Annotated in this window: 10 protein-coding genes and 1 pseudogene; 8 read left to right on the top strand and 3 right to left on the bottom strand. The window is 67.6% G+C overall.

The features are described from left to right. Nucleotides 1–16: 16 nt before the first annotated feature. Nucleotides 17–583 carry a hypothetical protein gene (locus CXQ90_RS03980; RefSeq protein ID WP_104137133.1) on the bottom strand — a complete coding sequence of 189 codons (567 nt, stop codon included), beginning with the start codon at nucleotides 581–583 and terminating at the stop codon, nucleotides 17–19. 225 nt (nucleotides 584–808) lie between these two features. Between CXQ90_RS03980 and CXQ90_RS03975 the strand changes: the two genes are divergently transcribed. The 3 genes from CXQ90_RS03975 to CXQ90_RS03965 all read left to right on the top strand — a co-directional run bounded on the left by CXQ90_RS03975 (nucleotide 809) and on the right by CXQ90_RS03965 (nucleotide 4,470). Further along, nucleotides 809–1,549 (top strand): TetR/AcrR family transcriptional regulator, encoded by a 741-nt coding sequence (locus tag CXQ90_RS03975; protein ID WP_104137132.1) that lies wholly within the window; start codon nucleotides 809–811, stop codon nucleotides 1,547–1,549. A gap of 1 nt (nucleotide 1,550) precedes the next feature. Continuing rightward, nucleotides 1,551–4,094, top strand: a complete 2,544-nt coding sequence (locus tag CXQ90_RS03970) for an MMPL family transporter (RefSeq protein WP_104137130.1) — start codon at nucleotides 1,551–1,553, stop codon at nucleotides 4,092–4,094. A 100-nt stretch (nucleotides 4,095–4,194) separates the two neighbouring features. Further along, a complete protein-coding gene (locus CXQ90_RS03965; RefSeq protein WP_181038416.1) occupies nucleotides 4,195–4,470 on the top strand; it encodes a hypothetical protein in 276 nt (91 codons plus the stop codon). Nucleotides 4,471–4,511: 41 nt separating this feature from the next. Here the strand turns inward: CXQ90_RS03965 and CXQ90_RS03960 are convergent. Next, a pseudogene (locus CXQ90_RS03960) lies at nucleotides 4,512–5,701 on the bottom strand (DUF222 domain-containing protein). Nucleotides 5,702–5,785: 84 nt separating this feature from the next. On the opposite strand from CXQ90_RS03960, the gene CXQ90_RS03955 reads away from it, so the two are divergent. Continuing rightward, entirely contained in the window at nucleotides 5,786–6,460 is a 675-nt protein-coding gene (locus CXQ90_RS03955; RefSeq protein WP_104137127.1) for a nucleoside triphosphate pyrophosphatase, read from the top strand. 124 nt (nucleotides 6,461–6,584) lie between these two features. Then, nucleotides 6,585–8,399 (top strand): biotin carboxylase N-terminal domain-containing protein, encoded by a 1,815-nt coding sequence (locus tag CXQ90_RS03950; RefSeq protein ID WP_104137125.1) that lies wholly within the window; start codon nucleotides 6,585–6,587, stop codon nucleotides 8,397–8,399. An 87-nt stretch (nucleotides 8,400–8,486) separates the two neighbouring features. On the opposite strand, the gene CXQ90_RS03945 is transcribed toward CXQ90_RS03950, so the two are convergent. Further along, nucleotides 8,487–9,899, bottom strand: coding sequence for an MFS transporter (locus tag CXQ90_RS03945; protein WP_104137124.1), 1,413 nt, complete (start codon nucleotides 9,897–9,899; stop codon nucleotides 8,487–8,489). Between the two features lie 277 nt (nucleotides 9,900–10,176). Between CXQ90_RS03945 and CXQ90_RS03940 the strand changes: the two genes are divergently transcribed. Genes CXQ90_RS03940 through CXQ90_RS03930 form a run of 3 tightly spaced genes read left to right on the top strand, consistent with a single transcriptional unit; the run spans nucleotide 10,177 to nucleotide 15,393 of the window. Continuing rightward, the gene (locus CXQ90_RS03940; RefSeq protein ID WP_104137123.1) at nucleotides 10,177–11,631 is read left to right on the top strand and encodes an MFS transporter; all 1,455 of its coding nucleotides are present in this window, start codon (nucleotides 10,177–10,179) and stop codon (nucleotides 11,629–11,631) included. 1 nt (nucleotide 11,632) lies between these two features. Beyond that, a complete protein-coding gene (locus CXQ90_RS03935; RefSeq protein ID WP_104137121.1) occupies nucleotides 11,633–13,834 on the top strand; it encodes a molybdopterin oxidoreductase family protein in 2,202 nt (733 codons plus the stop codon). Then, entirely contained in the window at nucleotides 13,831–15,393 is a 1,563-nt protein-coding gene (locus CXQ90_RS03930; RefSeq protein ID WP_104137120.1) for an FAD-dependent oxidoreductase, read from the top strand. Before CXQ90_RS03935 ends, CXQ90_RS03930 begins: the two co-directional genes overlap by 4 nt. Nucleotides 15,394–15,398: the final 5 nt, after the last annotated feature.

Genomic DNA, 15,398 nt, shown 5'->3' with positions numbered 1-15,398 from the left:
CTGGCCCGCCGCAACGTCAGTGCCTCCCGCCGATCACACCCTTTTCCACTGCCTTGGCCACGGCGTCCGCCTCGGCTTGCGTGAGGGTGCCGTCCTTTACTGCCTGATCGAGGCGCGGCTTCAGCGCTGCCGCCCGGCTCTTCTGTGCCTCGGCGCGCAGTTCTTCCAGTGCGGTCTTGACCTTGGCCTCGTCGATTCCGAGGGACTGTGCCAGGGACGCGGCCAGGGCTGCCTCCCTCGCCGCGCGGTCCGGCTTTTGTCCGTCCGTTCGCGGCGCCGCGGGCCGGTTGGCATCGCGGAACGCGCGCAAGGCATCCGCCACCTTGGCCTCGTCAACGCCCAGCTTGGCGGCGAGCGCAGCAGCGTGTGCGCCGCTATCACCGTGGCCGTGGCCGTGCCCGTGATGCCGGCCGCCGCCCGGCAGATGCCGGTCGGGAACTGGAGTGCCGGACGGGCTGCTGGAACTGGGGGTGGGGGTCGGGGTGGCCGTCGTCGCCGCCGCCATTCCTGTCACACCGAATCCGGCACCGAGCGCCACAGCCGCCGCGCTGAGGCTGAGTGCCAGCTTCTTAGAACGCTTCATGATCTTTCTCCTGGATCTGCCGTACCGTGACGGCGCTGTCCTCGCTGGCCGTGCCGGCCATGGGATCAGCTTGCACTGCGGACATAGACCGGGCCTATGAGAGGGCTGTGAACCACATGTGAATCCCGCGGCGAAGCTGTGAGCCAGATGTCGTGGAAATTCTTGCGCAGAGTGCAAATATGCACGTAGTGTAAATGCGTGCCAACTTCCAGTTCTCCACTAGCCATGCCATCTGCCGATCCTCCGTCCCGGCGTGAACTCAATAAAGCCGCCACCCGGCAAGCCATCTCAGACTCCACCCTGGAACTTCTGCGCAGCCAGGGGCCCGGCAATTTCACGGTCGAGGACATAGCCGAATCGGCCGGCATCTCGCGACGCACCTTCTTCAACTACTTCGGCAGCACTGAGGCCGCCATCGCGTCAGTCACGCACGGCTTCCTGGACACCGCACTGGAGCAGTTCCGCCGCCGCCCGGCGGATGAACCCATCCTTGAGTCCGCCCGTGCTGCGCTGGTTGAGCTGGCCGACCCCATGACGGTCGCACCGATGGCCGAGCTCTTCAGCCTGACCCAGGCCAGTCCCCTGCTGGCCCGCTCCGAACTCGAGGCCTGGGACCACTGCACGGAGCAGATCATCGCCGCCGCCCGCGAGCGCGCCACCCAGAATCGCGCCGCCCAGAATCCTCCGGCGGAGATGGACGAGCTCTACCTCCGCGCCCTGGCCGGCTCTGTCATCTCCTGCGGCAAGGCTGCCATGGAAGTGTGGTTCAGCCGTTGCGGCACTGACCTGTCAGCGGAATCACTGTCCATCCTCCGGCAGTTGCTGATCGACTCGATGGGCCTGCTCGGATCTGGCTTCGCCGCCCCGCAGCAGAACCGCCCGGCCGCGGCGCGCCAAGATCCGCCGCCGCCCACAGAGCCGCAAGCGTCCACCTCCTCCGTCCCGAACTCACCAGAACGGTCCTGACATGGCACTTCTCCTGTACCGCCTCGGCAAGTTTTCCTACCGCCACCGGTGGCTCGTCCTCTCGCTCTGGCTCGTGGTCCTCATGGCCGTCGGCGGTTCCGCAGCGGCGTTCCACGGCACCATGTCCAACAACTTCCAGATCCCTGGCACAGAAACCCAGCAGATGGCGGACAAGCTCAAGAAGGAACTGCCCTCAGCCTCTGGCGGCTCCGCAGGAATTGTCTTCGAAGCCAACGATGCCCAGTTCACCCAGGCCGGCAAGGATGCGGTGTCCGCCACGCTGACAAAGCTCGCGAGCCTGCCGGACGTGCAGGGAACAGTAGATCCGTTCGCCACCCAGGCGCAGCTGGACCAGGCCGCCGCGGACGTCGCGGCCGGCGAGCAGAAGGCGGCTGCAGGCAAGGTACAGCTGGACAAAGCCGCCGCCGATCTCGCCGCCGGCAAAGCCCAGCTGGAGGCCGCCGAACAGCAGATGGCCGCGGCGGGACTTCCGCCGGAAGCCATTGACGCCCAGCTCGGCCAGCAGAAGGCGGCCCTCGCCGCCGGTCAGGAAAAGCTCGACGCCGGAACCAAGGAACTCGAGTCCGGCAACCAGAAGCTCGCCCTCGGCAAGCGCCAGCTGGAGGCCTCCCAAGGCATGCGCTTCGTATCCGAGGACGGCAAGGCCGCGATCGCCCAGATCCAGTTCAAGACGTCCATCAACGGCGTGGACCCCGAGGTCCGCCAGGAAGTCCAGGACATAGCCAACGAGGTTTCCTCTGCCGGGGTGACAGCCCTGCCCAGCAAGGAAATCACCGAGGACGTCTCCGAGGTCTTTGGCGTAGCCGAGATCATCGGCACCGCCGTCGCGGCCCTCGTCCTGATCCTCATGCTCGGCACCCTGGTTGCCGCCGGCCTGCCCCTCCTCATGGCACTGCTGGGCGTGGCCGCCGGCGTTGGCGGCACCTTTGCCCTGAGCGGGGTGGTCGATATGAGCTCCATCTCCCCGATGCTGGCGCTCATGCTCGGCCTCGCCGTCGGAATCGACTACTGCCTGTTCATCGTCAACCGCCACCGCAGCCAGCTACTGGCCGGCATGGACGGCGAAGAATCCGTGGCCCTTGCCACCGGAACCTCCGGCAACGCCGTGCTATTCGCGGGCCTGACGGTCATCATCGCCCTCGCAGCCCTCGTCGTTCCCGGCCTGCCGTTCCTGGCCGTGATGGGCCTGTCCGCCGCCGCCACGGTGGCCGTCGCCGTCGTCGTGGCCCTGACCCTGACCCCCGCGGTGCTGTCGCTCGTCGGCAGGAAGCTGATCTCAAAGCGGGCGTGGGCCAAGGCCGAGAAGCACAATGCCGACCCCAACCACGAGGCCGCGGACCGCGCCAAGGACGAACACCGCAGCAGCCACGGCTGGGGCGGACTCGTCACCAAGCACCCCGTGATGGCCACACTGGCCGGCGTCCTGCTGCTCGGCATCGTCGCGTTGCCGGCCGGCCAGTTACGGCTCGCCCTGCCGGACGGCGGTTCGGAGCCCGTCGATTCCCAGGCATTCAAGGCCTACGACGTGACCAGCCGCAGCTTCGGCGAAGGCACCACGGGCCCCATCGTCATCGTCGGGGACCTTCCCGAAGGCCTCAGCGAAACCGATGCCCAGGCCAAGCAGCTCGACGTCGCGGACGTCCTCCGCAGCACCGAGAATGTGACCGCCGCCGTCCCTGTAGCCCTGAGCGAGGACCGCCGCACGGCGGTGTTCCAGGTCATTCCCAAGGAGGGACCGGCCAGCGCCAGCACGGTTGAGGTGGTCTCCCAGCTCCGCGCCGAGAAGGCGGCAATCGAGGAATCCACCGGCGTGCGCATCGGGCTCACCGGCCAGACCGCCGGCAACATCGACGTTTCCGCCAAGCTCGGCGATGCCCTGCCGCCGTACCTCGCGATCGTGGTGGGACTCTCGCTGATCCTGCTGCTGTTGGTGTTCCGCTCGATCGTGGTGCCGCTTCTGGCAACAGGCGGCTTCCTGCTCTCGCTGGCTGCCGCCTTCGGCGCCGTTGTGGCGGTCTACCAGTGGGGCTGGCTGGGGACAATCTTCGGCGTCGATAACCCGGGTGCCGTGCTCAGCTTCCTGCCCATCATCCTGATCGGCGTGCTGTTCGGCCTGGCCATGGATTACCAGGTGTTCATTGCCTCGGGTATGCGCGAATCCTTCATGCACGGCGAGTCGGCAAGGCACGCGGTCCGCTCCGGCTTCAGCCATGCCGCTGCCGTGGTCACAGCCGCCGCCATCATCATGGTCAGCGTGTTCTCGGGCTTCATCTTCTCCCACCTGAACATGGTCCGGCCGCTGGGCTTCGCCATGGCGTTCGGCGTGCTGGTGGATGCGTTCGTGGTGCGCATGACAATTGTCCCGGCCGTGATGTACCTGCTCGGCGACAAGGCCTGGTGGCTGCCGCGCTGGCTGGACCGCATCCTGCCCGACGTGGACGTGGAAGGCGCGAGGCTCCGCAAGCCAGGCACGACGGCGGCCGTCACCTCCGCACCCGAACCCGCCGAGGTCCCGGCCGGCTGATCTCTTCTGCCGCTGCTGGCAGTTTTCGCACCGCTCCTGCGACGATATAGGGGTGAATTCCCATCCTGTCGCCCCACCTGATGTTCAAGCAGCTGATCGAATGTGGGACGCCTACGCCGCCGCGCATCCCGAGGCCGTCGCCGCATCGCCCGACTACACGGTGGAACACCTCGGTGATTCGAAACGGCTCGCCAACGAACTCCTCGGCGTTGTCCTCAGCGGAAGAAAGCGCGCGACGGCGGAAATCATCGCTGACTTCATCGGCCGCGGCGACCAGATGCCCCGCATCGGAACCCATTGGGTAGCCTTCGAAGTGGTCTGGCCGCCCGAGCACGCGGACACGCGCGCCGCAACAGTAAAGGTGCCGCAACAGTAGAGCTGCACCGCTGCATGACCGGCAGACCACGCGCGGCCGGCTCAGGCCGCGCGCGTACCTTCCGCCGCGAGCAAACCTCGGCCGAGCATACGAACCTTTGCGTACCGCCGTAGTTCACGTCTGAGCCTGCATACTTCCGTGTTCGAAACGTCAAGCTGCGTCCCCGGCAGCGGCGGCGCTGCGGAGTGGTAGCTGTGGCCGGTGGGTGTCTGGACTTCGATGGTGTGCCGTGGGCCCGGCCTAGGCTGGGCTTTCCAGCCTGGGGTTTCTTTGGTGTGGTTGCAGGCTTCGCACAGCCCGTCTGCGTTTCCGCCATCGGTTGTCCTGACGTCATCCTGCTGGCCCCGGCCCGGCCCTGGCCCTGTGCCTGTGCCTGGGTGAGGGCATCGCGTGCCCAGCCCGCCGGGACCACGTCGTAGCCGGTGAGCCGGGCCGGCTCTGAGTCACCCTGGAAGAGTGCCCGGTCGGTCATGATGAGCTGGATTTCGATGCCGGTGATCCCGCCCGGCGTCCCGGTGACGCATTCAACCAGGTCATCGGCCATGATCTGCCCGCGGGAACGTTCATCCCCGCAGGAGCGCAGGGTGTCGGCGTGGCGGCTGAGCGCGGCGTGCACGGCGACACCTGCCGAGACGGGGAGCAGGGCGGTCAGGTAGCACATGGTGTCCGGTGCCGGGCGGAGGCTGACGTGCCGTTCGGTGGCGGCATGGGCGGCGCGCTGGGTGACGGAGCGCGGGTCGCGGCGGTAGGCGGCGGTCCGGGCCGCGGCCACGACGGCGCGGTCTCCCGCTCCGGTCAGCGTTCCTGCGTCGGGGGCGAGTTCCTCATCGACGCTGCACCGGTCCGAGGCGGACAGGGATGCCGTTTCGCGCACCAGCAACGTGGCCTGCCACTCGTTCAGTTGCCCCGCCTCCAAGGCGGCGAGCGTGTGCGGCATCTCGATCACCAGGGCCTTGGCCAAGCCCAACAACCGGTTGCCCTTGGCCGGGGATTCGCCACGTGCAAGGGCGATCTGCGCCCCGATGCCTGCCCCGGGCCGGTCAGCCGGGATCCCGAGGTCGGACTGCTGCCGGCGCTGGTGCTGATCAAATGCCACGGTCAGGCGGGCCTGACGGGCAGCCAAGGCAGACTTTTCCTCTTCCAGTGCCCGGATCTCATCAATCAGGCGGGCACCGTCCTGTTCGTCCACGCCCCCGACACGAACCGCTTCGAAGCCCCCATTACCGTCCATAGCTCAAGTGTCCATGGGGGCACTGACAATTTAGGATGGGCTTTGCGGAGGACCCGAAACGGCTTCCGGGATTAGTCTGGAGCGGTGACCCGCCTCATTCTTGCCTCCCAGTCCCCCGCCCGCACCAAACTGCTCAGCAACGCCGGCATCGCCCACGAAGTCCTCGTCTCCGATGTGGACGAGGACGCCGTCCAGGCCCGCTACGGCGTGACCGATCCGCATGACACCGCCCTCCTGCTGGCCCGTGCCAAGGCTGAGGCCGTGGCCTCCCTGCCCGAGGCCGACGGCGCGCTGGTGATCGGCTGCGATTCGGTCTTCGAGTTTGACGGCGAGGCCCACGGCAAGCCGTACACCGCCGAGGTGGCCAAGGAACGGATGCTCCGGATGAGCGGCAGCATGGGCGTCCTGCACACCGGCCACTGGCTGGTGGATTGCCGGGATACAGACGACTCCGACGGCGGCAGCGCCGGCTCCGGCGCGACGCTCGGTTCCGTGTCCTCCGCCGAGGTCCACTTCATGGATATGAGCGAAGCTGAGATCGACACGTACATCGCCACCGGCGAGCCGCTCCAGTGCGCCGGCTCCTTCACCATCGACGGCTACGGCGGAGCCTTCATCCGCAAGGTCGACGGCGACCCCCACACCGTCGTCGGGCTTTCCATCTCCACCCTGCGCGGGCTGCTGGGCCAGGCGAAGGTGGATGTCACCGAACTTTGGACGGCCGGCGCCGTCGATCCCGCTGAGGTCCGGGCCGAGTAAGCCATCTGGCGGCTTCTTGTAGCAACCCTACAAAGCAGAGGCTTCCTACGCGCGGATTCCGCCAGTAATATCGGCGGAATCCTCAAAATCAAGCTAGGCTCCCTGAAGGAAAGAAGGAGACGCCTTGTCAGTTAAGCCGGAGCAGTCCGCAGGTCCAGTGCACGCAAACCTCACGAAGGTTTTGATCGCGAACCGCGGTGAGATCGCCGTACGCATTATCCGCGCAGCGCGCGACGAAGGCATCGCCTCCGTCGCCGTCTATGCCGATCCCGACCGCGACGCCCTCCACGTCCGGCTGGCCGACGAGGCGTACTCCCTGGGCGGCAACACCGCCGCCGAGTCGTACCTCGTGATGGACAAGCTGATCGAGGCGGCCCGCCAGTCCGGAGCGGACGCCATCCACCCCGGCTACGGCTTCCTGGCCGAAAACGCCCAGTTTGCTGCGAAGGTCATCGAAGCCGGCATCACGTGGATCGGCCCGTCCCCGGAGGCAATCACCGCCCTCGGCGACAAGGTCCAGGCACGCCACATCGCCGAAAAGGTGGGCGCGCCGCAGGTTCCCGGCACAGCGGACCCGGTGCAGTCAGCCGAAGAAATTCTCGAATTCGTGGACAAGTTCGGCCTGCCCGTGGCCATCAAGGCTGCCTTTGGCGGCGGCGGACGCGGCATCAAGGTGGCGCGCACCCGCGAGGAAATTCCGGAACTCTACGAGTCCGCGGTCCGCGAAGCTGTCGCTGCCTTCGGCCGCGGCGAGTGCTTCATCGAGCGCTTCCTGGACGCGCCCCGGCACGTTGAAACCCAATGCCTGGCTGATGCCTACGGCAACGTCGTGGTGGTTTCCACCCGTGACTGCTCGCTGCAGCGGCGCAACCAGAAGCTCGTGGAAGAGGCACCGGCACCGTTCCTCACCGAAGAACAGAACCGCCGCCTTTACGAGTCCTCCAAGGCCATCCTCAAGGAAGCCGGATACCTCGGCGCCGGAACATGCGAATTCCTGGTGGGCCAGGACGGCACCATCTCCTTCCTCGAGGTCAACACCCGTCTCCAGGTGGAGCACTGCGTCTCCGAGGAAGTCACCGGAATCGACCTCGTCCGCGAACAGTTCCGGCTGGCCCGCGGCGAGAAACTTGGATATGACGACCCCGAGGTCCGCGGCCACTCGATTGAATTCCGCATCACGGGCGAGGACCCGGGCCGCAACTTCATGCCCGCCCCCGGCACCATCACCACGCTGAAGAACCCCACCGGACCCGGCATCCGCATAGATTCCGGCGTGGAGCAGGGCGATGTCATCAGCGGAAACTTCGACTCCATGCTGTCCAAGCTGATCGTCACCGGAGCCAGCCGCCCCCAGGCCCTGGAGCGCTCGCGCCGCGCCCTCGAGGAGATGGTGGTGGAAGGCATCCCCACCGTCATCCCGTTCGATCTGGCCGTGGTCAGCGACCCCGCCTTCGCCCCCGCCGAAGGACCTTTCAGCATCCACACGCGCTGGATCGAGACGGAATTCGTCAACAACTTGCCCGCGTGGACCCCCGACGGCGCCGCTCCCGACGCCGAGGAAGCCGGCGAACGCCGCACTGTGGTGGTCGAGGTGGGCGGCAAGCGCCTCGAAGTGGCACTTCCCGCCTCCCTCGGATTCAGCGGCGCAGCCTCCGGCGCCGGCGCGAAGCCTGCCAAGTCCAAGAAGCGCAGCCGCTCGGGCGGTGCCACCGCGGCGGTCGGCGGCAATGCGCTGACCTCCCCCATGCAGGGCACCATCGTGAAGGTTGCCGTGGCCGACGGCGACGTCGTCGCTGAAGGCGATCTCGTCGTCGTGCTGGAGGCGATGAAGATGGAGCAGCCGCTGACCGCGCACCGGTCCGGCACCGTCACCGGCCTGGCGGCCGCGGCCGGCCAGACGGTGGCCGCGGGCGCCGTCATCGCAACGATCGAGGACTAGGTGGTGTAGGAACACATGAAAATGCCCGGTGTGAATCACACCGGGCATTTTCATCTGCCGGACCAGCGGTCCGGCGGGGGCAGGGAATTAGGCCACGTTGTTTTCGTAGTCCAGGTCGCGGGTTTCCTTGCTAAGGAACAGCGCGATCAGCGTCAGCACCGACATGACGGTGAGGTAGACGCCGACCAGCACCGGGCTGCCGTTCGCCATTTCCCAAAGCCACACAGCGATGAAGGGCGCCACTGCTGCACCCAGGATGCTGGACACGTTGTAGCTGACTGCCGATCCGGTGTACCGGACGTTCGTCGGGAACAGCTCCGGGAGCAACGCGCCCATGGGCCCGAACGTCAGGCCCATCAGCGAGAAGCCGATGACCAGCAGCGCCATGGTGCCGACGAAGCCGCCGCTGAACAGCGGGACGAACAGCAGGCCGAAGGCAAAGATGCCTGTGGTCACGGCGATCAGCATCTTGCGGCGGCCGAACTTCTCGGCGAGCGGACCCGAGACCAGGGTGAAGATGCCGAAGAACACGACGCCGGCGATCAGCATCCAGAGGAAGTCGTTCCGGGCGAAGCCCAGGCCGGGGACGAACGCGGCCGCGGCGGCCTCGGTCATCGGCTTACCGGCCTTCTCGGCGGCGGCCTTGGCCGCATCCAGGCTGGAGGCCCGGGTGCCGTAGGTCAGCGTGAACGTGGTCATCAGGTAGAACAGCACGTAGGTGGCGAGCATGATGAACGTGCCCAGGATCAGCGGACGCCAGCTGGTCTTGAAGACCCGGGCGAGGGGCAGCTTGGCCACCTCGTTGGATTCGAGCACCTTGGTGAACGCAGGCGTTTCGATCAGCTTGAGGCGGACATAGAGGCCGATGATGACCATCACGGCGCTGAGCAGGAACGGCACACGCCAGCCCCAGGATTCGAAGGCGGCCGGGGAAAGTATGTAGCTGGCCACCAGGAAGATCACGTTGGCGATGATGAAGCCGATCGGCGCACCCAGCTGCGGGAACGTGCCGTAGATGGCGCGCTTGTTCGCCGGGGCATTCTCGGTGGCCAGCAGGGCTGCACCGCTCCATTCGCCGCCGAGGGCAAGGCCCTGGGCGAACCGCATGACCACCAGCAGTGCCGGGGCCCAGAATTCCCATCCCGGAACGAGGGCGGTGGGCAGGCAACCGATGAGGAAGGTGGCAATACCCATGGTCAGCAGCGATGCCACCAAGGTGCCCTTGCGTCCGAATTTGTCACCGAAGTGTCCAAAGACGATCGACCCAAGCGGCCGGGCGATGAAAGCGACGCCGAAGACCGCGAAGGAGCTCAGCAGCTGGGTGGTTTCGTTCTGGCCGGGGAAGAACAGCCTGGGGAAAACGAGTACCGCGGCGGTGGCGTAGACGTAGAAGTCGTAGAACTCAACAGTGGTGCCGATCAGGCTGGCGACGATCACGCGCCCGCGCGAGTTCACTTGCTTGGCTGACCCCGGCTGCGGTGTTGTGGCAGTGGATGACATGTAGTAACGCTTTCGTGAGAACCGGGCCGGCGCCCCCAAAAGGCGGCCCGGCAGAAGAATACAGAGACTTCAATACTACTTAGTAAAGTCCACTCAATGGACAAAAGGTCCAGAATGCGGGCAATTTCTGCCGTCTCAAAATGAGCACCTCCGCATAGCCTAACGCCGTCTCCAGCGCGCTGATAGGCAAATGTCACAGCACGTTAACAAACGGCGACCGTCCGTGAAATGCGCGTTCCCTACCTTGGAAGGACAACATCCCCCAAGGAGGTACACCGTGACTGCTGACCGCCCCGCAGAATCCGGCACCGGCAATTCCCTCGATCTTGCCGCCGAACCGAGGTACGGGAGCGCCTCCGCTTCCGCCACCGCCACCGACGCACCCGCCCTTGAAGTCCGTCCGGGCCGCTGGATCGCCAACTGGGACGCTGAGAACAAGCACCAGTGGGAAACCCAGGGCCGCACCATTGCGCGCCGGAACCTCAACTGGTCCATCTTCGCCGAATTCCTCGGCTTCGTCGTCTGGCAGCTCTGGTCCATCGTGGTGGTCCAGCTGCCCGCCGCAGGGTTCACGTTCAGCACCTCGGAGATTTTCTGGCTCATCTCCATGCCGAGCCTCGTCGGCGCCACCCTCCGGATCCCCTACACGTTCATGGTCCCCCGCTTCGGCGGCCGGAACTGGACCATCGTCTCGGCTCTGCTCCTCCTGATTCCTTCGGTCGGGCTGGCCATGTGCGTCTCCAACCCGGAAACACCGTTCGGCGTCATGTTGTTGGTGGCGGCCCTGGCAGGCTTCGGCGGCGGCAACTTCGCCAGCTCGATGGCCAACATCACCTTCTTCTACCCGGCCCGCGAAAAGGGCTGGGCACTGGGGCTGAACGCGGCCGGCGGCAACATGGGTGCCGCCGTCGCACAGCTCGCCGTTCCGATCGCCATCACGCTGCTGGCCGCTGGTACCGTCAACCTGCCCGTAGCCGGCCTCATGTGGGTACCGCTGATCCTCCTCGCCGCCTTCGGCGCCTGGAAGTACATGGACAACCTCACCAGCGCCAAGGGTGACGTGGCCGGATCGCTGGCCGCGCTCAAGGAACCGCACCTGTGGATCATGGCCCTGCTGTACATCGGCACGTTCGGCTCCTTCATCGGCTTCGCCGGTGTCTTCCCCAAGCTCATCAAGGACTACTTCCCCGCCTTCTCCTCCATCGGAGTCGGCACGGTGGCCCTCTCACTGGCCTTCCTCGGCCCGCTGGTCGGCTCGCTGGCCCGCCCCTACGGCGGACGCATGGCTGACCGCCTCGGCGGCGCCCGGATGACAGTCTCCGCGTTCGCAGCCATGGCCGTGATCACGCTGACCATGATCTGGACCCTGCCGCTGAAGAACTTCTGGCTCTTCCTGGCCCTCTTCCTGATGCTCTTCACGGCCAGCGGCTTCGGAAACGGGGCAACCTACCGGATGATCCCGGTGATCTTTGCAATCTCCAGCAAGGCCGCCCGCTCGGGTGCCAGCTCGGTGACCACCCAGCGCCTGGCTTCCTCGGCCCTCGGCCTGATCTCGGCCATCGGCGCCTACGGCGGGTTCGTGATCCCGCAGGTGCTGAACGCCTCCAACTCGGCGAGCGGCTCCTACACCCCGGCGTTCTACGGCTTCGTCGGAGCCTATGTTGTGATGCTGGCGGTCTGCTGGTTCTTCTACATCCGCAACGCCAACCGAAATGCGATGGGACACGTCTAACATGACCAAAAGCGCCGACACGCACTGCCCTTACTGCGCCTTGCAGTGCGCCATGACGCTCAAGTCCCCAGCGGCTCTGACCCCGGCTGTCCAGCCGGGGTCAGACCCCGTGCCGGCCGCGCCGGCCCTGGAGGTCAGCGGCCGCGACTTTCCCACGAACCGCGGCGGCCTCTGCCGCAAGGGGTGGACCTCGGCCTCGCTCCTGCAGCACCCCGGCCGCGTCACCGAGCCCCTGCTGAAAGGGTCCGACGGCGTCCACCGCCCCATTACCTGGGACGAGGCACTGGCCCGCATCACCACCGCAGTCAAAGACGCCCGAGCCAAGTACGGGGCTGACGGCGTCGGCGTGTTCGGCGGTGGCGGGCTCACCAACGAGAAGGCCTACCAGCTGGGAAAGTTCGCCCGCCTCGCGCTGGGCACCTCCCGCATCGACTACAACGGCCGGTTCTGCATGTCATCGGCCGCCGCCGCGGGCATGCGGGCCTTCGGCCTGGACCGCGGCCTGCCGTTCCCGCTTGAGGCACTGGACAGTGCCAGCACCATTCTGATGCTCGGCTCCAACGTCGCCGAGACCATGCCGCCGTTCGTCCAGCACCTGCAAGGCGTGCGCGCGGCCGGCGGCCTGATTGTGGTGGACCCCCGCCGTTCCGCCACGGCGGACTTCACGTCCGACGGCGGCGGCCTCCACCTGCAGCCCCTGCCGGGCACCGACCTCACCCTCCTGCTCGGCCTGGCGCACGTGGTCATCCACGAAGGACTCGTCGACGCCGGCTACGTCCAGGCGCGCACCACCGGCTACGACGCCCTGGTCCGCAGCGTCAACGCGTTCTGGCCGGAACGCGTCCAGTCCCTCACCGGAGTGCCCGCCGAACTCATCCGCGAGACCGCCCGCAGGCTGGCCGACGGCGCACGCAAGGGCGGCAGCTACATCCTGACCGGCCGCGGCGTAGAACAGCACGTCGACGGCACCGACACCGCCACGGCCGCCATCAACCTCAGCCTTCTGCTCGGCCTGCCCGGCTCCGCCCGCAGCGGCTACGGCACGCTCACCGGCCAGGGCAACGGCCAGGGCGGGCGCGAACACGGCCAGAAGGCCGACCAACTGCCGGGCTACCGCAAGATCACGGATCCCGCGGCGCGCGCCCACATGGCCAAAGTCTGGGATGTGCCCGAGTCGCTGATCCCCGGGCCCGGCCTGCCGGCCGTCCAAATGCTCAAATCGCTCGGCCAGCCCGACGGCGTCCGCTGCCTATTCGTGCACGCCTCCAATATCGCCGTCGCCTCCCCCGACGCGAACTCCGTCATCGCCGGACTCCGCAGCCTGGACTTCCTGGTGGTCTGCGACTTCTTCATGTCTGAAACGGCCGCCGAGGCCGACCTCGTCCTGCCGGTCCTGCAGTGGGCCGAGGAGGAGGGCACCCTGACCAACCTCGAAGGCCGCGTCCTCCGCCGCCGCAAGGCCATCCAGCCACCCGCCGGGGCCCGCAGCGAACTGTGGATCATGGCCCGCCTGGCCGAAGCACTCGAGGCGCCGTCCACGTACAGCGACGACCCCGAGACGGTTTTCGAGGAGCTTCGCCTGGCGTCCGCCGGCGGCGCGGCGGACTACTCCGGCATCGACTACGCCATGCTGGACCGCGGCGAGGCCGCCTACTGGCCGTACCCCACGGGCAGCACCGGCACGCCCCGGATGTTCCTGGACGCCTTTGCGCACGCCGACGGCAAAGCCGTCATGACCCCGGTGACGCCCCGCCGTCGTCGTACTCCCATGGCTAACCCCGGCCGGGACGTCGGAGCCCCGGCCGCGAAACCGATGACCCTCATCACGGGCCGGCTGCTGGAGCACTACCAGTCCGGAGCCCAGACCCGGCGAGTGTCCGAACTCCTCGCGTCCCAGCCCGAAGCCAGGCTGCAGATCCACCCCGCGGCCGCGGCTGCCATGGGCATCGCGGACGGTGCCCGGGTATCGGTGGCGAATGAGCGCGGCGAGGTGGTCTGCCGGGCGGAGCTCAGCACCGCCATCCGCCCCGAAACCGTGTTCCTGCCCTTCCACTTCCCGGAGTTGGAGAGCGCGAACCGTCTCACGGAAGCAGCCACGGACCCCATCTCGGGGATGCCCGAATTCAAGTTCAACAAGGTATGGGTCCGGCTGGCCGCGAACGTACCAAGCAACAGTGTTCTTCAGACCTCGGAGGCCTCATGAGCGAGCAGATTGTAATTGTGGGATTCGGTCCGGTGGCGGCGCGGCTGGTCGACGAACTGCTGCCGGCGGTGCGCGCCGGGCAGGTCCGGCTGACGGTCATCGGCCAGGAAATCGACGCCGCCTATAACCGTGTGCTGGTCGCCGACCTGGGCGTCGGCCGCACCACCGCCGAAGCCCTGGCCCTGGCCGACGCCGCCGCCCTCATGGCGGAAGGCGTCGACGTCCGGCTGGGCGTCAAGGTCAAGCGCGTGGACCGGGCCCGGCAGCAGGTCCTCCTCGCCGACGGCACGTCGGCCCACTACGACCGGCTGGTCTTCGCCACGGGCTCCCGTCCTGTCATCCCCAACCTCACCGGGATCAACCCGGACCCCGCGGCACCCGTCCTGCCCGCCGGCGTCACCGCGCTGCGCGACCTCCGCGACGCCGAGGTCCTCCGCAAGGCCGTGGCCGGCCGCAAGCGCGTGGTGGTGCTCGGCGGCGGCGTGCTGGGTCTGGAAACGGCCCTGGCCGCCGCCGAAGAAGGCGCCACCGTCACCGTGGTGCACAACGGACCCCACCCGCTGGGCCGGAATATCGACCGCGGCGGCGGCGCGGTGCTCGCCGCCAGCCTGCGCAACTGCGGCGTGCGCGTCGCCGGCAACGCCCGTTCCACGGGCGTGGAACACAACGCTCCCGACGGCGGGTTCTCGGCCCTGCTGCTCGACGACGGTTCGGCGATCGACGGCGACCTCCTGGTCCTCTCGTGCGGTGTCCGCCCCAGGACCGAACTGGCCGAAGGCTGCGGGCTATCCACGTCGACGGGCATCCTGGTGGACCACCGGCTGCGCGCGCACCACGAACCGCACATCTTCGCCATCGGCGACTGCGCCGAGGTCCGTTGCCCGGAACCGGACTGCGTCGAATGCCGCACCGCGCGCGGACCGTCCGGCCTGGTGGGTCCGGGCTGGCGGCAGGCCGAATGGCTCGCCGAGTACCTGCTGCTGCTGAACGAGGGCTCGCAGGAGGACGCGGATTCGCTGCCCGCGCTCCCCCAGGAGAAGCCCGGCGTGATCGTCCTCAAGGCCCGCGGCATGAACATGGCCGTGGCCGGGGACAACGCGGCGGATCCGTGGGACGAGGAAGCCCTGACCGCCGGAGCGGTCAACGGCCGGCCCCGCCTCCAGATCGCCCAGTGGGCCGATCCCGAGCATGGCCGCTACGTGAAGATGACCACCCGCGGCGGCGTGCTCGAGGGCCTGGTCAGCGTGGGCATGCCCCGCACCGCCGGCGAGCTGGTGCAGCTCTTCGAGCGGGGCGCGGAACTGCCCGCGGACCGTTCGCTGCTCCTGCGTCTAGACGGGCCGGACCAGCTGGCCCCGTCCGGCGCCTCCAACGACCCCGAAAGCACGGTCTGCCGGTGTGCCGGCGTTAGCGGCGGCAAGATCACGGAGGCTGTGACGGGCGGCTGCTCGACCGTGGCCGAAGTCTCCTCGGCAACCCGCGCCGGCACCGGCTGCGGCGGCTGCCACGAGGACATCAAGGGGCTCATCGAAAAACACTTCCAGGCGGCAGCCGCCTAACAGCT

It is taken from the genome of Arthrobacter sp. ZGTC131 (assembly GCF_002929275.1).
Taxonomy (GTDB): domain Bacteria; phylum Actinomycetota; class Actinomycetes; order Actinomycetales; family Micrococcaceae; genus Arthrobacter.
This window is presented reverse-complemented; position numbering and strand designations above follow the sequence as displayed.